Origin of the sequence: Photorhabdus hainanensis, from assembly GCF_018448965.1 — a bacterium.
In the GTDB taxonomy this organism is placed as follows: domain Bacteria; phylum Pseudomonadota; class Gammaproteobacteria; order Enterobacterales; family Enterobacteriaceae; genus Photorhabdus; species Photorhabdus akhurstii.
On the sequence record NZ_RCWD01000008.1, the window covers coordinates 85,984 to 111,416 of the forward strand.

Below are 25,433 nucleotides of genomic sequence, written 5' to 3' on the forward strand. Positions count from 1 at the left end.
CCATTCGCAAGATGGAAGCAGTCTATTATCTCCCTGCGTCATAGAGAGATAATAAATGCATATTGAAGTACGACAAGTATAAACAAAGGAAATATCAAAGATGGCAAAGAACTATACCGTAACATATAAAGTTGCTCCGATGGGAGCGAAATATATTTATCAGGCAGATAAAGGAAAACACAAAGCTGGAGACGTACATTCTTCATTTGGCGGTCATATGTGGTATGTTTTAAGTGACGGGAACGGAAATGAAAAAAGTTACGGTTTCGAGTCAAAGTATGATCAAATGTATGGCGAAGGGCAAGTAACCCATCATGATAATGCGGCCTACCAACAAACCTCTTATGAAGTCACCATCGCGTTGACTGAAGATCAGTACAACAAGTTAGACGAATTTTCAAAAGATCCACAGTCAGTTGGATTTGATCGTACACGCTATAGGCTGCTCAATAACAGTTGTGTAGATTTCGTGTTTTTCTCTTTAAAGTCCATTGGATACAATGATAAAGGTTCTGAAGGAGAACCGGTGCCTAATCATAATGTTGTTCCTTTGACCGACATGTTAAAATCTAATGGAGCTCAAATTATTCGTAATAACCTGATTCGTAATGGTGAGCATTATGAAAAAAGGGTTGTCCCTCTATCTCCATGGCTTAGACCAGAATGGATTGCCCCAGTGCCAGAGGATAATTCCCATTCACCATCGACAAATTTGATTAACATTGATATCAAGCCCTCGCCACAACCCCAGCGGCAGATTCAGGGAGAAAGTAAGGCTCAGCAGGATGTCACCAACGGTTATATCCAAAATTCAGCGACCCATAAAATATTCACCCTCGCGGGCATTCTCAATAAAACCGATTTCGCTTCAACACAGATGGCTAGCCTTGCCACAGGCGGCATTCGTCCCGGTGAAATGCAGCTCGACCCTAATGTCCGGCCCAACGCCTATTTATCGCAGTTCTACCTCGACCTGACCTTGAACAGCAATAAACAGGATACCAGCCTGCGCAACGCTGTGACGTTGAACGGCTTGTCGGCGATGACAACGTTTAACACTTATGTTGACCCGCTGTTATTGGATCTGAGCGGCAATGGTGTGCACATGACTGACATTCGTGACGGTGTGCTGTTCGACATGGACAACAGTGGCACGCTTAAGCGCAGCGGCTGGGCAGATCGCAATACCGGAATACTGGTGATCGATGATGGTAGCGGTCAGATAAAAAATGCCAGCCAGATGTTTTCCGAATACTACGGTGGCAAGGCTGGGATAAACGGCGCTGCTGGCGAAAAAAAATTCAAGGATGGCTTCGGTGCTTTAGCCAGTGAAGATGCCAATAAAGACGGAGTGATTGATCAGACTGACCCGATCTGGAGCAAGCTGCGGGTTTGGGTCGACAGTACCCGCGATGCGAAAGTCGGTGTAGGCGAACTCAAGACACTGGCGGAATTGGGTATTACCCAGATAAACGTCCGGGCTTCGAACAAAACGGAAGTCCGTGATGGGAATAAAGTTGTTGCCAGTGGATCGTTTACTATCAAGGGTAAAACTCAGGAAATGCTGGCCGTTGATTTTCTTGGTGATACCGTTAGCAACACCCTGAGCACTCAGGGGGTTGGTACGAAAGTGACTTCCACCACCAACGATATCACTACCACGGCTTACGCCAGCCAGAGTGAAACAGGTGAAACCCTAAATGCTGAGCAACTGGGAGTCAGCAATCTGTACGGTGGCAGCGGCAATGATACGTTGATTGCGGCAAAAACTGGTAGCTGGCTGGTCGGGGGCGCAGGGAGCAATACCTATGTCGGTGGTACCGGCGATGACGTTTTTGTTATCAGCGCTTCTGACGATACGAAAAACATTCACGGCAATGGCGGGCACGATACGGCGATCATTGTCGGCAAAAAAGGCGTGGAGCTGAACATGGCTCAAGCCGGTTTAACTATGGCTCAAGGCGGGAGCGGCAGTGATGTAATCAGAAGCGGCGGAGCCAACGGTGTCTTTATCAAGGGTGGTTCCGGTGATTCGGTTCTGGTCGGTGGCATGGGTAATGACGTCTTGGTCGGCGGCAGCGGGCACAACACCATCATTGGCGGCAGTGGTAAATCGGTTATCTATGCCGGTCCTCAGGGCGATAAAATCTATGCTTCCGAAGGCGGCAGCATCATTCACGCTGGCGGCGGTGATGATAAGATTTTTGGCGGCTTTGGTGACGACGTGATCGAAGTGGGTCATGGCAATGCTACGATTGATGGGGACGGCGGGATCAACATCGTCAGCCTGCACGGTAACCACGGCGATTATCAAATCACCCGTACCGACAGTGGGTATGTAGTGGCCGACAAGGTTGCTGGGCGTGACGGTACGGTAACGCTGAAAAATATCCAAAAACTCAATTTCGCGGATATTTCGGCGGTTGATTTACAAACACCCAATGCGATGCCTGTCGAGGATGTTCTCACTCATGACAAGGACGGCAAGGTTTTTGATCGTACTCAGCCACATCTGATTGCCGCAGAAAGTCTGTTGGCTAACGATCAACACCTTAACAGTCAGGGTGCCCTGCGCATTGCCAATGTTGGGGATGCTATAGGCGGTACGGTCAAACTCACAGCCCAGGGCGATGTCTTATTTACGCCGGATGCAGATTACACCGGTGTCATTAGCTTTAAATATGGTGTAACTGACGCAGCCGGGAATCCGTCAGCATCGGTAGTCGATCTGAGTAGTGGGGAAACCGCGCCGATGCGTGCCGTTGCCACATTACTGACCCCGGAAGTTCCGCTCGATCCATTAGCTGCTCAACAATGGTATTTGAGCGATGCCAACATTCTGCCGGTCTGGAAGGACTATACCGGCAAGGGCGTACGCATTGGTCAGTTCGAGCCGGGCGGTAAGTTTGCTACCGCGCCTGAAATATTTGATATTAATCACCCTGACCTTGCGGCGAATGTCGACAAAGCCTGGTTGCAGACTCAACAAACCAATGGCGCCTTGCCGAATGTGGTCTCCAACCACGCGACAATGGTGGCGGGTGTGATGGTCGCGGCGAAGAATAATACAGGTGGCGTCGGGGTTGCCCATGATGCTACGTTGGGTGGCTATTATCTGGCCAATGACGGTGCCGATCTTGCGGGACTGGGGCATATGGTCAGTTTTGACATTGCCAACAATAGCTGGGGATTTGCCAACGATTTCGTGCTCAGCAGCTTTCAGGGCGGCTCCATAAATACTGCCGCGTCGCTGAGCATGAATGCGCAATACGCGGCGGCTAATGGTCGTGGCGGGTTGGGTACCGTCATCGTGGCGGCGGGCGGCAACCATCGTGCGGAAGGCGGCAATGCCCAAGGGTCGCTGACCAATAACAACCGCTTTTCGGTGGAAGTCGGTGCGATCAACGCACAGGGCGATTTGTCGACTTTGCAGATTGGCTCCTCACCCTTCTCCAATCCAGGAGCCAGCCTGTTGGTTTCGGCGCCGGGCAGTAATGTCGTGTCTACCAGCTATATGCTGAAAACCGAACGTGGCTCAACTTTTGGCAATGACTACACTAGCATGCAAGGCACCAGCTTTGCCGCGCCGATAGTCTCCGGTGTTGTTGCGTTGATGCTTGAGGCCAACCCGAACTTAGGCTATCGGGATGTGCAGCAGATCCTTGCTCTATCCGCTCGCAAGATCAATGACCCATCTACCGCATGGAGTGATAATAGCAGTCATAGCTGGAATGGCGGCGGCATGCATACCAGCAACGATTATGGTTTCGGTCAAATCGATGCGCGAGCCGCTGTTCGCTTGGCTGAATCTTGGATGACTCAAAGCACCGCTGCCAACGAGTTCGTCTATAGCGCATCCAGCGGCCCTCTGGGGAAAACCTTGGCGGCGGGGGAAACGCTAACATCGTCCATCGCCATGAATGCCGGTCTGAATGTCGAGCATGTCGAGATCGATTTTGACGCTCAGGTAGGCCGTCTTGGCGATCTGACGCTCAAACTGATCTCTCCTGATGGCACTCAGAGCATATTGCTCAATCGTCAGGGTAAGGTTCCAGACGGTATGCCGGGCGCGAGCGCGACTGATCTAGGTAGTAGCCAGTCGGGGACGTTCAAATACAGCTTTATGTCGACCCATGATTTTGGTGAACGCTCGGCTGGCAACTGGACCCTACAGGTGAGCGATGCGAATTCCGGCCTGCCGGTCACATTAAATGCCTGGTCGCTACGTTTGTACGGCAGCAAGAGCACTCCGGATGACACTTACTTTTACACCGACGAATATATTCAGTCAGTGGTCGGGCAGGCCAACCGCGCGGTGTTGGATGATGCGGTCAATGGCGTGGCGGGAGGGCGTAATACCCTCAATGCGGCGGCTGTTTCGCGGGATACCTCGGTCAACTTGCTGACTGGTGTTGCCAACATTGGCGGTACAGCGTTGACGATAAAGAATCCATCGGGCATTCAGAACATCGTCACCGGCGATGGCAACGATACGCTGGTCGCTGGTAATGCCGATGCATTGCTTGATGGCGGGCGTGGAAACAATACACTGGCAGGTGGCGCGGGCAAGGACTTCTTTGTGGTCCACCGCCGTGAGGCGGGTAGCGATATCATTAGCAACTTCGAGGCGGCTCGTGGCGAGATCATCGATCTGGTCGGATTTCGTGGAAAAACGTTTGCCGATCTGTTGCTGACGCAGCAGGGGGCGGATGTTAAGGTCGATCTGGGTAAGGGGCAGAGCATTGTCCTGAAAAATCAGACGCTCGCCGGGATCGGTGCGGCGAACTTCAAGTTCCAGGACACCTTTATCGCCCCGGTGGCTTACACGAATAGTGACGCTTCAACGCTCCAGCCGCAAGAAGGCTTGGGAACCGTGATCCTTAAGGGCGGCGGCAAGGGCGTCATGCTCACTAGCGATGCTCAGGGTCAGATGAAATTTAGCTTGAATGGGACGATCTATAGCCATGACAGTGCGGCGTCAGACGTTTTTGTGGTGGCAGCCCAACCGGGTGTTAAGGACTACAAGAATGCATTACGTGGGTTCCGTCACGGCATTGATAAAATTGATTTGCGTCAAACCGGCGTCACTGATTTCAGCCAACTCACCATTGCTAAGAGTAATCGTGGCACGATCAACGGCCTGTCACAAATTCATGGCGTTGAAGTGATCTTTAATGGGGCCAGCGGTACTGATTCAAACGTGAAGTTACTGTATCTCGATACCCTGGATATTTCTCAGGTCGATGCGGCCGACTTCCTTTTTGCGGAGCCTACACCGGATTTGGTCCCAACGGTCAAGCCAGTGGTGACGCAATCTCTTGATAAACCAACGATTACTGTACCGGGTTCATTGACACCAATTGTCGACTCCCTTGGCGTTGATAAGCCTTTACCACTTTCCCCTATCGACCTGAAGCCGATTAGTATTCCCCCAAGGAAGCCGGTTAGCATTCCCCTTATAGACTGGAATCTGACTAAAGTTTCTTCTACTGATATTAACCGGGATATGATTAAAGTTACCCCTGTTAAGCTGGAGCCGATTAGAATTAACACTGGCCTTGTCGACCTGAGGTCGCGTATTGACCAGAATGTTGACCGGATGTCACCTATTAACCGGGATATGATTAAAGTTACCCCTGTTAAGCTGGAGCCGATTAGAATTGGCACTGGCCTTGTCGACCTGAGGTCGCGTTTAAACCAGAATGTTGACCGGATGTCACTGATTGACCGGAAGCCGATTAGTACTCCTCCTGTTGAGCCGCGCACAACGCTTAACGTTCCGAAAATTGAGCCAGCAGTGGAACCTACACCGGTGACCACTGACCCTAATTCCATTACGGTCAAAAATCGCTTTTCCAAGGTTACGTTGGGGAACGAGAGCAAGACTATCAATGTGGAAGCTATAGATAGCAAAATAGTTGCTGGTAACGGTGACAATAAGGTGAATGTGATGGGCCGTTTTGCCGATATCACTCTAGGTGATGGTAATAATAGCATTACTCACAATGTGGAAGCTAGGGATAGCAAAATAGTTGCCGGCAACGGTGACAATAAGGTGAATGTGATGGGCAGCTTTGTCGGTATCACTCTAGGTAATGGTAAAAACGTCATTGTTGGCAATATCGACAAACTAACAGTCGGACATGGCAACAACACCATTACCCACAATGTGGATGCTATAAATGGCAAAGTGGTTGCCGGCAACGGTGACAATAAGGTGAATGTGATGGGCAGCTTTGCCGATATCACTCTAGGTAATGGTAACAATGTCATTGCCGGCAAGGTCGACAGACTAACAGTCGGACATGGTAATAATAGCATTACCATCCCAAGAATTTCAGCGAGGGTGAAAGTAGGGGATGGTAATAACAATATTGTGACCAGCGGTGATATGTCGACGGTAGAAGTAGGGGATGGTAATAACAATATTGTGACCAGCGGTGAGTTGTCGACAGTAGAAGTAGGAAATGGTGATAACCATATCGTGACCAGCGGTTTTATGTCGAACGTGAAAGTAGGGGATGGTAATAACCATATTGTGGACAGTGGTACTATATCGACGGTAGAAGTCGGGCATGGGGACAACGATTTGGAATTTAGCGGTAATAGGGGGCAGTTGGTGTTTGGAAAGGACATCAGCCCTGAGCGTCTATGGTTCCAGCATGAAGGGCAGGATCTGCAAATTTCGGTCATTGGCAGCAAGCAGGAGGTCACACTGCATAATTGGTATGCCAGTCCTTCCGAACGACCAGGTAGCATCATAGCTGGTGACGATCATCGGTTGACGGACCGTAATGTCGAAAATCTTGTCCAGGCTATGGCAGCATTCGCGCCGCCGACACCTGCGACCACAATGCTCGGCGATGTCGAGCAACAGCGGCTGCAACCTGTGCTGGCAGCCAACTGGGACTGATCGGTAACAAGGCTCGCGATGGTTATCGCCTGTCTCATAAATAGGTGAATCGCGCCGTTTAAATGTAAGCGCCCCATATGAGGACGCCTGTCTTTCGACAGGCAAAATGTCTAATTTTTGGGGCGCACTTCAATTGGGTCAGGGTTTACGGGGTAATTGTTAAAAAACAAATGGACTTCGGGTAATTGATTATTTTATCAGTTCGTTGCAAGTTTACTTGGGTGGAAGTTTAAGGGAATACGAACGTGTTTGTTTCCAAATTAACGATGTTGCACTTGTATCATAGTAATTATGGTGGTTAGCTGATTATGTGAATCTACCATTGGCTTGAATTATACCATTCAAAGTACCGATATTTCGCAATAAGCAATGTAGATATAAAATACTATTTACAAAATTAAAGATAAAAACTATTCATGCCGTCGATTAATCACTGAATTAACAGAGTAAGGCAGAGGTAGGATGCCGTAGGTTTAATATCATTACCGCTGAGTTTAAGGGTAATGTAAACCTTTCGGCATGAATACGTTTATTACTGTGGTTCCAAACTTAACATAAGGATTTTGGAACGGCGCTGATAGTTGTATAACACTTGTTTCTGAATCGGTAGCATTGAGAGTTCCGCAGGCTCAAAACCCCGCTCTTGGAACCAATGAATGCTGCGGGTAGTCAGAACAAATAGTTTTTCCAGTCCGAACTGTTTGGCGTGCTCCGCAATGCGATTCAGTAATACTTCACCTCTTAAAGAACTGCGGTATTTAGGGTGAACCGCTAAACAAGCCATTTCGCCAATTCTTTCATCAGGATAAGGGTAAAGCGCGGCACAGGCGATGGTCAGATTGTCGCGTTCGATAATGATGAATTTATCAATTTCTCTCTCAAGTTGTTCTCTTGAACGGCGAACCAGAATGCCTTGTTGTTCCAGTGGGCGAATAAGTTCGAGAATACCACCAATATCATTGATATTAGCCCGGCGTATTTGTTCTGCGCTTTCCATCACTATTTGAGTGCCAATACCATCTCGGGAGAATAGTTCTTGAAGTAGAGAACCATCTGCTTGATAACTTAATAAATGGCTGCGACGAACGCCACGGCGGCAAGCTTTTACCGCACTCCGTAAAAAACGGATTGTACCTGAATAGTAGTCACCTTTAACTTCTAGCTCTTTAATCAGCTCTGGTGCTTGATTAAGAAAAACTTCCGATAGAATGTTTCCGTCTTTGTCTTGTACGCCTTGAGTAGAACAGAAACCAATCAGTTTTTCAGCCTGTAGTTTGATAGCTAATTGGGTGGCGACATCTTCAAATGGCAAATTAAAACTCTCTCCGGTGACAGAAACCGCGACAGGGCCAATTAGCACGATTGCGCCATTGTCTAATTGACGATTTATGGCATGCTCATCGATACGACGAATTTTCCCGCTGTGGCAATAATCCACACCATCATCAACACCAAGAGGTTGAGCAATAATGAAGTTACCGCTGACAACATTAATATTGGCTCCTTGTAACGGAGTATTATTCAGGTTCATAGAAAGACGGGCGGTAATATCCAGTTGCAGCAAACCAGCAGATTGTTTGACTAATTCTAATGTTTTATTATCGGTTACGCGGGTGTGTTTGTGGTAAACCGGTTTGTAATGATGGTCTACAAGATTTTGTTCAATTTGAGGTCTGGCGCCATAAACGACGATCAGGCGGATGCCCAGACTATGCAGTAATCCTATATCGTTGATGATATTAGAGAAATTTTCATGAGCAATAGCTTCTCCACCAAGCATAATCACAAAGGTTTTACCACGGTGTGCATTGATGTACGGAACAGAATGACGAAATCCTTCAACTAATTCGGTGCTGCGTTCTTTCATAACAGACTCTCGATTGAATTTTTATTCGTAATTTATGCTTTTTTATTCCTTTTGAGAGAAAATGGCAAGAGGCAATTCAGATAAAAACATTTTCATATACATGTAGACGTTAATAATTTGCAAAATATAAAATGCTGTTTATTGATGACAGCATAATGCTGATTGGTTAAAGTTTTTCATTTGATCGTTTCATTTGGTGAATATCACCCTGAATATTTGTATTTTATGAATGGAATATATAAGTAGATGAGTCATTCAGATCATAATCTGTCGCGACGTCGTTTGTTGCAGGGAGCCGCAGCGATGTGGTTACTTAGTGTTAGTCAGGTGGGTTACGCAGCGTCAGCAAAAGTTATAGCAGTACGTATTTGGCCGGCATCCAGTTATACCCGTGTGACTGTTGAATCTAATATTCCACTCAAATATCGCCAGTTTGTGTTAAAGAACCCAAATAGAATTGTCGTTGATCTTGAAGGTGTACAACTAAATCATACCTTGAGCGGAATGGACGGGCAGATTCAATCCCGCGATCCTTATCTTAAACTGGTCAGGGTAGGGCAATTTAATCCTAAAACCGTTCGTCTAGTGTTCGAAGTTAAACAAGCTGTCAGCCCACATATGTTTACTTTGAAGCCAGTGGCAGAATTTAAACATCGTCTGGTATTGGATATTTATCCCGCCGCGGGGGCTAATACGGATGATGATCCATTACTTGCTCTACTCGAAGAGTACAATAAAGGTCATTTGGCCGAGGATCCGCCAGTGGAAAGGCCAAAGCCAGGCAAAGCGGGTAAAGACAGGCCGATCATTATCATGCTTGACCCTGGACATGGCGGGGAAGATCCCGGCGCTATCGGTAAATATAAAACTCGTGAAAAAGACGTTGTTCTGAAAATTGCCCGTCGATTGAAAACGCTTATTCAACGTGAACCGGGTATGAAAGTTTATATGACCCGTAATGAAGATGTGTTTATCCCATTAAAAGTGCGGGTGGCGAAAGCGCGTAAAATGCGAGCTGATCTATTTGTTTCTATTCATGCAGACGCTTTTGCTAACCGGGCTGCCCGTGGTTCTTCGGTTTTTGCTCTTTCTACTAAAGGCGCAACCAGTAATACCGCACTTTTTCTAGCCCAGACGCAAAACGAAGCTGATCAAATTGGCGGAGTAAGTAAAAGCGGTGATAAGTATCTGGATCATACGATGTTTGATTTGTTACAGACTGCGACAATCAATGATAGCCTTAAATTTGGTGGTGAAGTGCTCAAGCACATGGGCAAGGTGAATAAACTGCATAAAAACCGGGTGGATCAAGCTGGATTCGCGGTACTGAAAGCGCCGGATATCCCCTCGATTCTGGTAGAGACTGCTTTTATTAGCAATTTGGAAGAGGAGCGGAAACTGAAAACCGCGCGTTTCCAGCAGCAAGTAGCAGAGTCAATTTTTGCGGGTATCAAAGCTTATTTTAAGAATGGCGGTAGTTTGGCAATTTGAGCTTGCCGCTATAGCCTTGGTCATTGGCGAAGGGCAATCAGTAACTCGGCTTGTTCGCCATCTTCAAGGATGCTGTTTAGTAGCTGAATCGCGTAAGCTGGGTCTTTGCGGAACACCTCGGCCATTGCGTCGTCGTGTGATCTGCATTTCATTGCCCGTCCTCCTATCTATTTCTGTTTTTCCCTTCACATCAATATTTATGTGCTCAGGCTATAGCGGAGTTTGCTTGCATTTATTATCGCCGCAGAATAGCAGATATGGCGGTGATAAATCGTCCGGGAATTGTTTTGGGAGTTTGTATGCTGAAACGCATAGAGAATTGGTTGCGGGGGCCGGATTTGAACCGACGACCTTCGGGTTATGAGCCCGACGAGCTACCAAGCTGCTCCACCCCGCGTCCGTTTTGATATTTTGAGTAGCGAAAATTGGTTGCGGGAGCCGGATTTGAACCGACGACCTTCGGGTTATGAGCCCGACGAGCTACCAAGCTGCTCCATCCCGCGTCCGCTTTATCGAACTACTTTATTGCTTTGGTTGCGGGGGCCGGATTTGAACCGACGACCTTCGGGTTATGAGCCCGACGAGCTACCAGGCTGCTCCACCCCGCGTCCGATGCGGGCACTATACTCAGGATAAGAGCCGTTGCAAGTTTTTTTATTAAAAATTGTTTGTTTCGTTACTTTTTTGATGGGTTACTCTGCATGTTGGAGTTTTTTTATTCGTTTGTGTCGTTGTTTTGTTAAGTTATTTTTTTATGGTAGGTTTCATTATTTTTATTGGTTTGGTATGGTTTGCCGTTGGGTCATGTTGGCAAGTATAGAGAAGACAACAATGAAATACTGGGGTAAGTATCTGCTGTGTGGAACCGTGATTTCACTGTTAGTTGGATGTCATTCTCGCCCAACAGCACAGGGTCAACAATATAGAGATGGTCGTATCGCTCAGGATTTACGGCTGGTTAATCAACCCAATGCGCAGGGTAAGCCAGTTAATGCAAAGGATTTTTCAGAACAGGTTGCGCTGATTAATCAGGTCGCTCCTCGTCTGTATAATCGTAATAGCTTAACTTTTGACGCTGTTCAAAACTGGATGTTAGCGGGTGGTGAAACCAGTAAGTTGAATCTGTTTAATTTACGCGCTTACCAGATGGAAGGTGTCGATAATTACGGTAATGTCCAATTTACCGGCTACTATACGCCAGTGTTGCAAGCTCGCCGCGTTAAACAGGGGGAATTTAAATATCCTCTGTACCGGATGCCGCTTAAGAGCAAATATCGCTTACCAAGCCGAACCGAAATATACAATGGCGCTCTTAGCCCCAGTTTGATTATTGGTTATAGTCGTTCACTGATTGATAATTATATTATGGAGGTACAGGGGAGTGGTTATGTCGATTTTGGTGATGGCGGGCCACTGATTTTTTTGGGTTATGCCGGTAAGAATGGGCATATTTACCGGAGTATTGGCAAGTTGCTGATTGAGCGTGGAGAAATCGCGCAAGAAGATATCTCTATACTAGCGATTCGTAAATGGACGGAATCTCACAGTGAGGCAGAAGTCCGTGAATTGTTGGAGCAGAACCCATCATTTGTTTTCTTTAAACCTGAAGACCTTGCGCCGGTACGGGGGGCGAGTGGTGTTCCTTTAATCGCAAAAGCCTCTGTAGCTGCTGATAAAAGGCTTATTCCACCAGGAACAACTCTGTTGGTAGAAATTCCTTTGTTGGATAAAGAGGGTAAATTTACCGGTCAGTACCAAATGCGCCTGATGGTTGCGTTAGATGTTGGCGGCGCAATAAAAGGCCATCATTTCGATATCTATCATGGTATTGGTGATGCGGCAGGCATAAAAGCAGGTTTTTATAACCACTACGGTCGGGTTTGGGTGTTAAAAAAAGCGCAGCCTGCCATGCTGATGGTAAATCAGTGATTGCTATTCAAAAATTTTATAACAGGTTTTCAGGGTTGATATTCAGTAATGCAAACTTCTCTTTCTGATGCATATATGCAGCGCTTTGCCGGGACTGCCCGTTTATATGGACAAAAAGCGCTTTCTTTGTTTTGCCATTCTCATGTTTGTGTTGTGGGTATCGGCGGGGTGGGTTCTTGGGCGGCTGAGGCTTTGGCTCGTACAGGAATCGGCGGGATCACCTTGATTGATATGGATGATGTTTGTATCACCAATACCAATCGTCAATTGCATGCTTTAAAACAGCATATTGGGCAACCAAAAACCGGAGTAATCGCAGAACGGATTCTGGCAATTAATCCAGAGTGCAAAGTGACTTGTGTTGATGATTTTCTCACACCCGATAATGTTGAAGAGATGATGGCTGCTGGATTCAGTTATGTGATTGATGCTATCGATAGTGTCAGGCCAAAAGCGGCGCTGTTGGCTTATTGCCGTCGCCATAAAATTCCGCTGGTGACAACCGGTGGCGCTGGTGGGCAACTTGACCCGACACAGATTCAGGTTGTTGATTTGGCGAAAACGGTTCAGGACCCTTTAGCGGCTAAACTGCGCGAAAGGTTGAAATCTGATTATCGTGTTGTGAAGAATGGTAAAGGTAAATTGGGTATTGATTGCGTGTTTTCAACTGAGCAATTGGTTTATCCGCAGAGTGATGGCTCTGTTTGTGCCGCGAAAAGTACCGCAGAAGGTACTAAGCGTATGGATTGTGCTTCTGGTTTTGGCGCCGCAACGATGGTCACGGCGACATTCGGATTTGTTGCGGTTTCCCATGCCCTAAAAAAGATGGTTGCTAAGGCGCAACGTCAAGGTGATCTTTAATCTTTGATATAAGATTTTGCGGCGTTTTGCACGGTATTAATCAGCGACTTGACGCCGTTCAACCGTGAGCCGCTTATCTGTTGTTCCAGCCCAAGTTGATGGAACAGTGCCAACAGGTTGGTTGCCAAAACTTGTTCCGGTGTTTTTCCTTCTACGGCGGTCAGGATCACTGCTAGCAGACCTTTTACAATGCGGCCTTCGCTGTCGCCATAAAAATGCAAATGGCCATCTGGCAGTAATTGATGCCCTAACCAAACCCGGTTTTCACAGCCGGACATTTCGGTATCTTGCTGTTTTAAGTTCTCAGGCAGTGCGGGCAGTTTCTTTGCCAGTAAGATTAACTGGCGATAACGATCTTCCCACTGGCGACATTGGTTAAAGGTTGCAATAAGCTGTTGTTGGCTGATTTCCCGGCCAAATGGGTGTGGCGCAATCCGGTTTTCAGCGGTTTGAGTCATAATGTCATTCATCCTGTAATTCATTTATCCTGTAATAGAGAAAGGCCAAATTTTACTGCTTGAATTAAAGCATCGGCATCTTGCTGGTTGTTGTAAGGCATAAAGGAGGCGCGTAAACAGCCGCTGATGCCTAAAGCTTCGATCAGTGGTTGGGCACAGTGCTGACCGGAGCGTAAGGCAATGTTTTGTTCTGCCAGAATAGCTGCCAGATCACTGTGATGAATGTCAGTAAAATTAAAAGCCAATAGGCTAGAACCGGCAATACGATAGCTGATAAATCCGGGTAAAGCGGAGAGTTGTTCTTCGGTATAATCGGCAAGTGTGACCGCATGGGTTTCGGCTTTGGCAATATCAATATCTTTCAACCATTCCAGCGTGGCAGAAAAACCAATAATACCAGCAACATTCGGTGTGCCTGCTTCAAACCGGAAAGGCGCCGCTTCTGGTATAAAATCGCTGAATGAAGTGTGGGAGAGCATTTTCCCGCCACCTTGCCAGGGAGACATGGCATTAAGTAATTCACTTTTACCATAAAGTACACCAACGCCGTTCGCGCTATAGAGTTTGTGAGCGGAGAATGCGTAGAAATCGATATCTAATTGTTGGACATCAATGGGATTGTGAACAACGCCTTGTGCGCCATCGACAACGACCAGACAACCGTGTTGGTGTGCTATTTCTGTTATTGCAGCGAGATCAACTGTTCCGCCAGTCACGTTGGACATTTGGCTGATTGCTATCAGTCGACTATGTTTATTTATCAGTTCAGGCAGGATGTTGATATCAGGCACTTTACCATTGCCTAGAGGCCATTTAATAACCTTGGCGCCGGCTTGTTCTGCCAACATTAACCAAGGAATCAGGTTGGAATGATGTTCCTGTTCACTCACTATAATTTCATCACCAGGCTGGAGATGAGTACGGAAATAACTTTGAGCAACTAGATTGAGGGATTCCGTTGTTCCTTTTGTCCAGATAATATTTTCAGCTTGTGGCGCGTTGATGAGTTCAGCAACCTGCTGCCGGGCCTGTTCATAGCGGGATGTGATTTCCAGCGCTGCTTGGTGTTGGCTACGATGTACGGTAGCGCTACTGTTTTGATAATAATTTTGTGTTGCCTGTATCATGGCTTGTGGTTTGAGTGCGGTGGCGGCACTATCCAGAAATACCGTTTGTTGTGGTGGTGGAAATTGTTGTGCTGGAAGTTGTTGTAGCGCTGGAAATTGCTGGCGGAACTGTTCTGGTTCGAACTTTTTCATAGATATATTAATTTTGTTTTGGTGGTTATGGTGCTTAACCATTTGTTTCTGGCTGAAAATGGATATACCTGTCATCTTTCAAGTTGCCTCTTTGTTGGCTGCACTCACTCACCCCGGTCACATAGTTATCTATGCTCCCGGGGATTCGCTCCCTTGCCGCCGCGATGCATCTTGAAATCCATAGGGTATAGGTTATTACATTGAATAATATTGCCATGTTCGAGTCTTTATGCCAAAAAAAAGCACCGCAACTGCGGTGCATTAAAAAATCACTATGGACAGACAGGGTAAATGTACAGGAAGTGAAAAAAAACAGTAGCTTAAGCTACAGGGTCTGGTTTCCCAGACAACTTGCAAACACAACATCACAACCACAAAGCCAAAAGTTTCATAGCGTTAAGCTGATTCACTTTTCGTTCCGGCTCAGGAAGTGGCGCCACTATAGGGATTTACTGGAGTATCCTCAATGGACAATTTATAATGATTCGGATTACAAAAACTAATAACTAAATATAAAGAGTTACCGGTATCGCCAACATTACATAAGGGCTCACATGTCCAAACGTTTACCACCACTTAATGCGTTGCGGGTTTTTGATGCCGCAGCGCGCCATTTAAGTTTTACTAAGGCGGCAGAAGAATTATTTGTGACGCAGGCCGCAGTTAGCCACCAGATGAAAAGTCTGGAGGATTTTCTTGGGTTGAAGTTATTTCGTCGGCGCAATCGTTCATTATTGTTGACCGAAGAAGGTCAAAGCTACTATTTGGACATTAAAGAGATATTCACGGCGATAAATGAAGCAACACGTAAACTTCAAGCCAGAAGTGCCAAAGGGGCTTTGACGGTTAGCCTTTCACCTAGCTTTGCTATCCAGTGGCTGGTGCCAAGGCTGTCTAGTTTTAATTTAGCTTACCCAGGCATTGATGTCAGAATACAGGCGGTAGACAGAGAAGAAGATAAGCTTGCTGATGATGTTGATGTCGCCATATTTTATGGTCGTGGAAATTGGCCGGGGTTACGTACTGATCGTCTTTACGCAGAATATTTGCTTCCCGTTTGTTCTCCTTCGTTACTGACTGGAGATAATCCTTTGAAAACCCCCGCAGATTTGGCGCGTCATACGTTGTTGCATGACTCTTCTCGTCGTGACTGGCAAGCGTATGTGCGCCAGCTTGATATGCAGCAGCAGATAAATGTTCAACAAGGACCAATATTTAGCCACAGTGCAATGGTGATCCAAGCCGCTGTTCACGGACAGGGTATTGCACTGGCGAATAATGTCATGGCTCGGACTGAAATTGATGCGGGGCGCTTAGTTTGCCCATTTAATGATGTGTTAGTGAGTAAGAATGCATTTTACCTTGTCTGTCATGACAATCAGGCTGAATTGGGGAAAATTGCCGCATTCAGACAATGGGTTTTGGCGCAGGCAGCCAGTGAGCAGGAGAAATTGGGCTTTATTACTAATGAGTAAGAACGGAATAAGGCATTCGGGCTGTAATAGCTCTCAAAGAGAATATGAGAAAGGGGATAACAGTGAATAGTCGTTTAATGCTTATCTTTGCTGGTTTTAGTGGTTTTTTCTATGTGGCGTTTGGTGCTGTAGGGTCACATTTATTATCCCCGATAATGGAAAAATATCAGATAAGTTGGATTGATCTCGGTCTGCAATATCAGGGGATTCACACTCTGGCAATGATGGCGATGTCTGCCATGCTAATGCGTAAAGTTGTGCTCTGGTTTTACTGGAGCGGCGTCTTTTTTGCAGTAGGTATTTTGTTGTTTAGCGGCAGTCTCTATTGTATGGCCTTATTGCAGGTTAAATTTTTCACTTACATTACGCCAGTTGGAGGGTTTAGCTTTCTTATCGGCTGGTTTTTAGTATTAATTGGCGCTTTGCGTCTAAGGAAATCGGCGCTTCGCCATGAATAAAATTGCTTTATATTGCCGCCCTGGTTTTGAAAAAGAGTGTGCAGCAGAAATCACCGATAAAGCGGGACAAAAAGAGATTTACGGTTTTGCCCGGGTGAAAGATAACAGTGGCTATGTCCTGTTTGAGTGCTATCAACATGAAGATGCCGATCGGCTGATTCGTGAGATCCCATTTCGCGAGCTGATTTTTGCCCGTCAGATGCTGGTTGTGGGTGAATTATTGCGAGATTTGCCTCCTGAAGATCGGATAAGTCCGATTATTGGTATGTTGCATGGCGTCATTGAGCGTGCAGGCGAGTTACGGGTTGAGGTGCCTGATACTAATGAAAGTAAAGAGTTATTAAAATTCTGTCGAAAATTTACTGTTCCGTTGCGTAATGCTATGCGGCAGGAAAAGATCTTGCAGATCCGGGAAAATGTTAACCGCCCGGTAATACACGTTTTCTTTATTGCTCCGGGTTGCTGTTATGTTGGTTACTCTTACAGTAACAATAACTCGCCATTTTATATGGGTATTCCCCGGTTGAAGTTTCCTTCGGATGCGCCAAGTCGTTCAACATTAAAACTGGAAGAAGCCTTTCATATTTTTATCCCATATGACGAATGGGAAGAGCGATTAGCTAGCGGTTTATATGCGGTTGATTTGGGTGCGTGCCCGGGGGGTTGGACTTACCAACTGGTGAAACGTAGTATGATGGTGCATGCGGTAGATAATGGCCCAATGTCGGAAAGTTTGATGGATACGGGGCAAGTTAAACATCACAAAGTTGATGGTTTTAAGTTTGAGCCTTCGACAAAAAACATTTATTGGCTGGTATGCGACATGGTGGAAAAACCAGCAAAAGTGACGCAGTTAATGGCAGATTGGTTGGTTAATGGCTGGTGCCGGGAAGCTATTTTTAATCTCAAATTACCGATGAAAAAGCGTTATGAAGAAGTTGTTCATAATTTGCAGAAAATGAACTTGCAATTAAAAGAGGGGGGTGTAAACGCACAAATTCAGGCAAAACACCTTTATCATGATAGGGAAGAAATAACGGTGCATGTCCGTCGTATTTGGTCTGCTTATGCAGCTAGCCGGAATGATTACTAATTCACGATTGTTCATCATCATTCTGGCATAAACCGATAAAATAAGATTTCCTAAAGCGCCTCAGTTATATTCTGAGGCGTTTTTTTCAATATTGAATGACATTATTGCATTTTGTCTCTCATTATTGTGTGGGGTAAAATGAGTGTGTTAGAAGGATTTAATTCATTTTTTCAGTTAAGAAAGTATCACATAATGCTCTGTTATGAGGTGATTTTATTTAATGTGACAGTGAATTATTGTATGATTTGCGTCTTAAAATTGTTGATTTTTTCACTTAACTTAAGGTAAATAGCGAAATGAATATATTATTATAATCGTTTAATTAAACGTAAGATTAGTGTGAAACAGTTTAATAAATTAAGATTATAAAATGTAAATAATGAAATAGGTCGTGACTTTAATGGGTTTAATTAAGATTTAAAGTATGAGGTTTAATTGTGGTATTAAATTAAAACAATATTTTAATTATATCAAAATTAAATTTATTGTTTATATTTGTCAATTATTAATCGATGTTGATGTTATTATTTTATGTTCAAAAACTACAAATATAATTTAATTATATTGGGACAGGATGCTTTAGAAAATAGGAAGTGTTAACTCAGCTTTGATATATGTTTTTTACTGATTTAATTAAGCTTTTGTTAATTTTATATTAATTTGTTTGATAATATATAGATGTTTACTGGTTTAGAGTCTTTTTATATACGTCATATCGTTCAATATTTCAGTCGAAGGTGGTAGATTATTCTGATTTTGCCTATTCATATAACGGCTTGGGATAATTTCTGATTAAAATTATCAGTAATAATGCTATAAATTTTTTAAAGTTTACTTCATGGATAGTTAAATAAATAGATAATTAATTCGTAAGAAAATACCGCTAGGAAATTAGCGGTATTCTTTTCGTCTTAAATAGTTATGTTATATAAAACAATCGCTTATTTGTTTTATGTTATTTTTATCACGTTTATATTAAAAAAATATGTTAATTGCTTTTTACATAATTAACTTTAATGTTACGTTTATGTGAAAGGGATTTTAGTTGTTAATTTGGATGACCAGGGTGGTCTGTGGTTTTCAGGTTTTATTGACTTGTATTTAATAAAATAAAAAGATTTTTATATCTAAGTCCTGAATTTATGGAGAAATATATGTCTTTAAAGAAGAAAATTTCATACTCGGAAGACAAAGACGTTAGCGGTTCAGAGAAGGCGAATGAGTTGCTGAAATGGTTACAGGCTTATATACCAGGTAAAGATTCGAATATTGTTGTTGAACATGAGCCAAGTAAAGATGCTGCTAAAGAATTAATCCGGGGTGATTATCGTTGGGGGCATCAGGACGACGATAAATCTAAAGCTTTCCCATTAAAGTATACTTTTCTGGAGAGTAAGCCGGATGATATGCCGTGGCATATTTCTGAATTTTCAGCATTTAATGAAGAACAAAAAGCTGCTGCAAAACTGTCAATACAATCTTGGGCTGATGTTGCTAATATCAATTTCGTTGAAACCACTGATGTCAAAGAGGCAAATATCACTTTTGGGTTCTTTGATGTTAGTTTGACGGGGAGTTATGCATTTGCTTATCTACCAAGGCCAGAGAAGACGCAGTTAGGGACTTGGTATAACGCCAAAAGCCGTACTTTCTCAAACAATGATATTGATGTGAATGGCTATGGTCGCCAAACGTTTACTCATGAAATTGGCCATACGCTGGGGTTACAACATCCGGCTGATTATAATGCGTCTGATAAGGTAAGCCCAACTTATAAGAATAGCGCGACTTATTTTGAAGATAGCCGTGCTTATACCGTTATGAGTTATTTCAGTGAGAAAAATACTGGCCAGGACTTTAAAGGTATTTATTCTTCCGCGCCATTACTTAACGATATTTCCGCCATTCAGGCAGTATACGGCGCGAATAATACAATCCGTGCTGATGACACAGTTTATGGCTTTAATTCCAACACAGATCGTGACTTCTATACCGCAAAAGATGAGAACAGCAAGCTGTTGTTCACCGCTTGGGATACAGGTGGCAATGATACGTTCGATTTCTCTGGCTTTACTCAGGATCAACGCATCAATCTGAATGAAGCCTCTTTCTCTGATGTCGGTGGGCTGAAAGGGAACGTCTCTATTGCCCGTGGCGTCACGATTGAAAATGCGATTGGCGGCAGTGGTAATGATGTTCTGATCGGGAATGACGCCGCCAATACTCTGAAAGGTGGAGCGGGCGATGACATCATTTACGGTGGCTTAGGCGCAGATAATCTTTGGGGCGGGGAAGGCAAAGATACCTTTGTCTACCTGAGCGCCAAGGAATCACCGCCGCTTGAGCGTGATTGGATCCATGACTTTGTTTCCGGTGAAGACAAGATTGATGTGTCATTGTTCGATCTGGGTGAAGCCGGGAAGGGGGGCGTCAGGTTTGTAAGGGAATTCACGGGTGAAGTCGGAGAAGCTGTGCTTCGTTATAACACGGTTGATAAGGTGAATGATTTCGCCATTAATTTGGGCGGTGAATTTTCCTACGATGATTTTTGGGTGAAGATTGTCGGAGAGCCAATATTAGAGTCTGATTTCATTCTTTCATAACACAACAACAAACCGCATCTGATTTGGATGCGGTTATTTGTTTGGAGGCGGCATGGTTTTTGCAGCTTGGTATCTGAAATTTGCATTCTTTGTTGCTCTTGCATTCAGCATTATCGGAGGAAGTATGGCAAGTAGTCTTGTTCTCCCACACGCCAGTGAATTGAAAGGCGTATGGCAACTGTCGGACAAACATCAACAATGTGATGTGTCATTGACTGACCAACCCTTACCGGAGGGATCAATTTGGTCACTTAATGGTGATAACGATTGTTTGGCGTATATGTTTGGCGAAGTACCAGCCGGTTGGCGGCCTACGCCTGATGGCCTCACAATTACTGATGAACAGGGTAGTGGTTTGGCTTTCTTTGCTAATGAGCCGGATGGCTGGTTTGCCCGCTTTGCCAGTGGTCGGGAATTAATGATGAAGCCCAATAAGACTAATAAGAAAAATGAATAAAAAGGAAAACATTAACATCAGATAGTTATATTTTAAAAGATAAAAATAAGGAAATAATGTGAAATTACTGCTCCCGAAGGATGAAATTACTGATGTCATTCGTGCTCGTAGCCGAGTATTCTGGGCTATCGGGTTGTTCACTGCCTTTATTAACCTGCTGATGTTAGTTCCGTCTGTTTATATGTTGCAGGTTTATGACAGAGTATTGCCGTCGGGCAATGAAATCACTTTGCTGATGTTAACTCTGATTACCCTTGGCATGTTTGCCATGATGGGAATGCTGGAATATATCCGTAGCATGATTGTCATCCGCATTGGTAGTCAGCTTGATATGAAGCTGAATAACCGGGTTTATACCGCATCTTATGAATCAAATCTGAAAAATGGCACCACAGATGCCGGTCAAATGCTTAATGATTTGGCAAATATCCGCCAGTTTCTGACGGGTAACGCCTTGTTTGCCTTCTTTGATGCTCCTTGGTTTCCAATCTATCTGCTGGTCATTTTCCTTTTTAACCCTTGGCTTGGTCTGTTGTCACTGGGAGGTGCGCTGGTATTGATTGCCTTGGCTGTGCTGAATCAGTGGTTATCAAGTCAGCCGTTATCCGAAGCCAGTAAACTCTCTCTACGTTCAGCGAGTCTTGCCAGCACCAATTTACGTAATGCCGAAGTCATAGAAGCGTTAGGTATGTTGCCGGTGCTACGCCGGAGATGGTTTGGATTACATGAGCGTTTCCTGGATTTCCAGCGCATTGCCAGTGAGCGGGCTTCGGTGATTAATTCAGTCACTAAAACAGTGCGTTTGGCCTTGCAGTCATTGATCCTCGGATTAGGAGGCTGGTTAGCGATTGGTGGGCATATTACGCCGGGCATGATGATTGCGGCTTCAATTTTGATGGGACGAGCGCTTTCTCCGATAGAACAACTGATCCAAGCTTGGAAAGGCTGGAGTGGCGCTCGTTTGTCATGGCAACGGTTAACCAACTTGTTGGAACAACAACCGGAACGCAAACCGGGCATGTCATTGCCCGCGCCAAAAGGCAATTTGTCCGTGGATAAAGTTTCCGCAGCGCCTCCGGGAAGAAACAGTAAGGTTGTGTTAGAGGATGTTAGCTTTTCGTTGGATGCCGGTGATGTGATGGGATTAATTGGCCCCAGTGCGTCTGGCAAATCGACTCTTGCCCGGTTGCTGGTGGGGATATGGCCCGCACAAGAAGGCGTCGTTCGTCTGGATAATGCAGATATTTATCAGTGGAACAAAGATGAATTGGGCTCCTCAATCGGCTATTTACCGCAAGATATTGAGCTATTTGGCGGCACTATCGCTGAAAATATTGCTCGTTTTAATGAAGTGGAGCCAGAGAAGGTGGTGCAAGCGGCAAAGAAAGCGGGCGTTCATGAACTGATATTGGCCCTTGATAAGGGTTATGACACTGTGATTGGCGCTGGAGGCGTTGGATTGTCTGGCGGGCAGAAACAGCGAATTGGCCTTGCTCGCGCACTATATGACGATCCGTCATTGGTGGTGTTGGATGAACCTAATTCCAGCCTGGATGAGGCGGGAGAAAGAGCATTGAATGAGGCGATTTCTCAGCTTAAAGCGCAAGGAAAAACGGTGATTGTCATTACTCACCGCACCTCATTGTTATCACAGACAAACAAAATACTGTTACTGGTTCAGGGGAAAATGAAGATGTTCGGTCCATCTCAGCAGGTGATGGCCGCTTTATCGCAAAGAAATAATAGTCAGGAACATTCTGCGGCCAAGGCAGTCGCGCAGGCATCATAGGTAAATGTGCATTTAATTATAATAATATCAAATAGCTGAGACGGAGATTTCTGTCCGGGAGTGGATATGTCTGATCAGATTACGCCGGTAAGAGATGAAAAAGGATTATTGCCTTTGGAAGAAAGGCATTTTTTACGACTAGGATGGTTAGTGATTGGTGTGGGGATCTTGGGATTTCTCATTTGGGCAGCATTAGCGCCGTTGGATAAAGGGGTGGCGTCTTCGGGTGTGGTGGTTGTGGATGGTAATCGTAAAACAGTTCAGGCCCCGGCAAGCGGTATTATCAGCCAGATTAAGGTTGTTGAGGGAGAAACAATAAAAGCGGGTCAGACACTCGTCCAGCTCAGTCAGGTACAGGCAAAGGCACAGGTCGATGCGATTCAGGATCAACTGTATACCACGTTGGCAACGGAAGCCCGTTTATTAGCCGAGCAGCATGGTGATGAAGTGTTAATTTTCCCCGACATATTACAGCAATTACAATCTGAACCGCGGGTGAATGAGATAACCGAACTGCAAAAACAACTTTTTAAATCACGCCGTGAAGTATTGAGAAGCGACCTGGAAGGGCTTGAGCAGTCCGTCGAAGGAATAAATTTTCAAATTAAAGGGCTGAAATCTTCCCTTCTCAGTAAGCGTATGCAGCAGGGGGCGCTTAAGGAGCAGATAACAAATCTAAAATCTTTAGCGGATGAGGGCTATTTTCCGCGTAATCGTTATCTGGAACTTCTGCGTGAACAGGCTGAACTCAACAGCAGCACGGCGGAAATGGCAGGACGAGCGGGTCAGCTTGAAAAACAGTTACAGGAAACACAACAGCGTATTATTCAGCGCAAAGCAGACTATCAGCGGGAAGTGCGCACGCAATTAGCGGAGGTGCAGGTTTCCGCCAGTGAATATAGAAATAAGTTGGATACCGCGCAGTTTGAACTGACTCATACTTCAATTGTCGCGCCGGTTGACGGTACTGTTGTGGGGTTGAATGTTTTTACCCAAGGTGGGGTTGTTGCTCCCGGCGAAAAACTGATGGAAATTCTGCCGACCCAAGTGGCGCTTGAAGTGGACGCTCGTGTTGCGGTTAATTTGGCGGATAAGATTAGTAAAGGGTTTGATGTGGACCTGATGTTCACCGCTTTTAACCAGAATCGTACGCCAAAGGTTGAAGGTAAAGTCGCGATGGTTTCCGCGGATAGGTTGGTCGATCCAGTAACCAGTCAACCTTATTATCAGATGAAAGTGGTTGTCTCTCCTGAGGGAATGGAAAAATTAAAAGGGTTGGATATCAGGCCAGGGATGCCGGTTGAGGTGTTTGTCAAAACGGGTTCCCGCTCTCTGTTAAGTTATCTGTTTAAGCCATTGTGGGATCGGGCTTCAACATCATTGATAGAGGAGTGATTATGAAATTGAATAATGCTTCTTTATCCATTGGTTTGCTGGTTCTTTTTAGCGTCAGTTTGTTCTCTTTTCCTACATGGGCATTGAGTTTGACGGAAGCCTATGCGCTGGCGTTAGAAAATGATCCTACTTTTCTCGCTGCCGTGAAAGAGCGGGAAGGTGGTGAAGAGTATGAAAAGCTCGGCAGGGCAGAATTGTTCCCTAAGGTAATGATGTCTTATCAGAATTCACCACGGAATTGGCAACATATGGAGTCTGTTGGCTATGACTTCTGGGGCAGGAAAACAACTAGCAGCCGGGATCGCCAATATAACAGTTATAACGCGGCTATTGTGTTGACACAGCCATTGATCGATTTTGAGATATGGGCTCGTTATAAAGCCAGCCAGGCCCACACTTTGATGAGCAATGAGCGTTTTCGGGCAGATTTTCAGCAACTAGCTGTTCGGGTCGTGAATGCTTACGTAGATGTGGCTTATGCACAGGATCAAATCGATTTAGTGATAAGCCAGAAAATGGCTTATGAAAAGCAACTGGAACTGAATAAGAAATGGTTTACTTCTGGTGAAGGGACACGTACTGATGTGGTGGAAACGCAATCCCGTTACAGTCAGGCGATTGCCGATGAGATAGCCGCCAAAGACGATTTGGATGCGGCAATCCGAAGTTTACAGCTCATTGTGGGCGTTCCTCTCCCTATTGATTTGCCTGTTCAACGGCTATCAGATAAAAAGCGTTTTCAGATATTGAGATTGTTGCCTGAGCGTTATGAGGAGTGGGAAAAATTGGCATTGGCTAACAACCCGGTTTTGGCTGCTTCTCGTCAGGAAGTGCAAGCCGCGTACCATGAGGTACAGCGTAACCGGGCAGGTTATTTACCTAAGCTGGAGTTCTACGCTTCCCATTCTGAAAACGAATCCAGTAGCGATAATACCATAGATCAAAAATATCGAACCGATACCATTGGCTTGCGGATGAGCATGAATATCTATAATGGCGGCGCGACGTCTGCTTCTGTACGTCAGGCGGCGGCCAACTATGGCAGGACTAAATATGATCTTGATGCTCAGGCCGGAGAAATCCTCAATACATTACGTCGCAATTATAATCAGTACTTAAATAGTGAAAAACGGATTAGTGCTTATGAAATGGCGGTTGAATCAGCTAGCTTGCAGGTGGACGCGACCAGTAAAAGTGTTGCGCTTGGGCAGCGGGTCAATGTGGATGTCTTGAATGCTGAACAGCAGTTATATACTGCTCGACGTGATCTCTCACAAGCAAAATATAATTATATTAAATCTTGGATCGGCCTGCTTAATGAGGCCGGAGAATTAAAAGGCGAACATCTGGATAAGATAGCTAAGTATTTTCGTTAGGTTGAAGTA

The 25,433-nt window shown here is 45.2% G+C and carries 16 protein-coding genes and 3 tRNA genes; 12 read left to right on the forward strand and 7 right to left on the reverse strand.

Going from position 1 to position 25,433, the window contains the following annotated elements:
* Positions 1–100 precede the first annotated feature (100 nt).
* Entirely contained in the window at positions 101–6,913 is a 6,813-nt protein-coding gene (locus EAE92_RS07020) for a S8 family serine peptidase (protein ID WP_246545050.1), read from the forward strand.
* Between the two features lie 532 nt (positions 6,914–7,445).
* Here EAE92_RS07020 and argA read toward each other — a convergent pair.
* The gene (gene argA / locus EAE92_RS07025; protein ID WP_065392067.1) at positions 7,446–8,780 is read right to left on the reverse strand and encodes an amino-acid N-acetyltransferase; all 1,335 of its coding nucleotides are present in this window, start codon (positions 8,778–8,780) and stop codon (positions 7,446–7,448) included.
* A 246-nt stretch (positions 8,781–9,026) separates the two neighbouring features.
* Here argA and amiC point away from each other — a divergent pair, with 246 nt between their 5' ends.
* On the forward strand, positions 9,027–10,271 hold the full coding sequence (gene amiC / locus EAE92_RS07030; protein WP_214067562.1) for an N-acetylmuramoyl-L-alanine amidase AmiC: 1,245 nt from the start codon (positions 9,027–9,029) through the stop codon (positions 10,269–10,271).
* 20 nt (positions 10,272–10,291) lie between these two features.
* Here the strand turns inward: amiC and EAE92_RS24460 are convergent, their stop codons facing one another.
* The 4 genes from EAE92_RS24460 to EAE92_RS07045 form a co-directional block, all read right to left on the reverse strand.
* A complete protein-coding gene (locus tag EAE92_RS24460) occupies positions 10,292–10,423 on the reverse strand; it encodes a hypothetical protein (protein WP_425516783.1) in 132 nt (43 codons plus the stop codon).
* A gap of 168 nt (positions 10,424–10,591) precedes the next feature.
* Positions 10,592–10,668 (reverse strand) — tRNA-Met (locus tag EAE92_RS07035).
* A 29-nt stretch (positions 10,669–10,697) separates the two neighbouring features.
* Positions 10,698–10,774 (reverse strand) — tRNA-Met (locus tag EAE92_RS07040).
* A 28-nt stretch (positions 10,775–10,802) separates the two neighbouring features.
* A tRNA-Met gene (locus EAE92_RS07045) sits at positions 10,803–10,879 on the reverse strand.
* A gap of 223 nt (positions 10,880–11,102) precedes the next feature.
* Here EAE92_RS07045 and mltA point away from each other — a divergent pair.
* Positions 11,103–12,200, forward strand: coding sequence for a murein transglycosylase A (gene mltA / locus EAE92_RS07050; RefSeq protein ID WP_214067563.1), 1,098 nt, complete (start codon positions 11,103–11,105; stop codon positions 12,198–12,200).
* Positions 12,201–12,248: 48 nt separating this feature from the next.
* A complete protein-coding gene (tcdA, locus tag EAE92_RS07055) occupies positions 12,249–13,061 on the forward strand; it encodes a tRNA cyclic N6-threonylcarbamoyladenosine(37) synthase TcdA (protein WP_214067564.1) in 813 nt (270 codons plus the stop codon).
* Here tcdA and csdE read toward each other — a convergent pair.
* Both csdE and csdA read right to left on the reverse strand, forming a co-directional pair.
* A complete protein-coding gene (gene csdE / locus EAE92_RS07060) occupies positions 13,058–13,519 on the reverse strand; it encodes a cysteine desulfurase sulfur acceptor subunit CsdE (RefSeq protein ID WP_214067565.1) in 462 nt (153 codons plus the stop codon). The two genes, tcdA and csdE, sit on opposite strands and share 4 nt — an antisense overlap.
* Before the next feature lie 20 nt (positions 13,520–13,539).
* A complete protein-coding gene (csdA, locus tag EAE92_RS07065; protein ID WP_214067596.1) occupies positions 13,540–14,778 on the reverse strand; it encodes a cysteine desulfurase CsdA in 1,239 nt (412 codons plus the stop codon).
* 554 nt (positions 14,779–15,332) lie between these two features.
* On the opposite strand from csdA, the gene EAE92_RS07070 reads away from it, so the two are divergent.
* The 8 genes from EAE92_RS07070 (at position 15,333) to EAE92_RS07105 (ending at position 25,424) form a co-directional block, all read left to right on the forward strand.
* Positions 15,333–16,253, forward strand: coding sequence for a transcriptional regulator GcvA (locus tag EAE92_RS07070; RefSeq protein WP_214067566.1), 921 nt, complete (start codon positions 15,333–15,335; stop codon positions 16,251–16,253).
* Positions 16,254–16,315: 62 nt separating this feature from the next.
* Positions 16,316–16,711: a DUF423 domain-containing protein gene (locus EAE92_RS07075; RefSeq protein ID WP_214067567.1), complete on the forward strand. Its 396-nt coding sequence runs from the start codon at positions 16,316–16,318 to the stop codon at positions 16,709–16,711.
* Positions 16,704–17,804, forward strand: a complete 1,101-nt coding sequence (gene rlmM / locus EAE92_RS07080; protein WP_214067568.1) for a 23S rRNA (cytidine(2498)-2'-O)-methyltransferase RlmM — start codon at positions 16,704–16,706, stop codon at positions 17,802–17,804. The genes EAE92_RS07075 and rlmM overlap by 8 nt, the downstream gene beginning before the upstream one ends.
* A gap of 1,142 nt (positions 17,805–18,946) precedes the next feature.
* A complete protein-coding gene (gene prtA, locus EAE92_RS07085; RefSeq protein ID WP_281422755.1) occupies positions 18,947–20,407 on the forward strand; it encodes a serralysin in 1,461 nt (486 codons plus the stop codon).
* Between the two features lie 52 nt (positions 20,408–20,459).
* Positions 20,460–20,864 carry a protease inhibitor Inh/omp19 family protein gene (locus EAE92_RS07090; RefSeq protein ID WP_181147845.1) on the forward strand — a complete coding sequence of 135 codons (405 nt, stop codon included), beginning with the start codon at positions 20,460–20,462 and terminating at the stop codon, positions 20,862–20,864.
* Positions 20,865–20,922: 58 nt separating this feature from the next.
* Complete coding sequence (locus EAE92_RS07095) at positions 20,923–22,653, forward strand: type I secretion system permease/ATPase (protein ID WP_214067570.1); 1,731 nt, start codon at positions 20,923–20,925, stop codon at positions 22,651–22,653.
* Between the two features lie 66 nt (positions 22,654–22,719).
* Complete coding sequence (locus tag EAE92_RS07100) at positions 22,720–24,048, forward strand: HlyD family type I secretion periplasmic adaptor subunit (RefSeq protein WP_036781552.1); 1,329 nt, start codon at positions 22,720–22,722, stop codon at positions 24,046–24,048.
* 2 nt (positions 24,049–24,050) lie between these two features.
* On the forward strand, positions 24,051–25,424 hold the full coding sequence (locus EAE92_RS07105; RefSeq protein ID WP_214067571.1) for a TolC family outer membrane protein: 1,374 nt from the start codon (positions 24,051–24,053) through the stop codon (positions 25,422–25,424).
* Positions 25,425–25,433 lie beyond the last annotated feature (9 nt).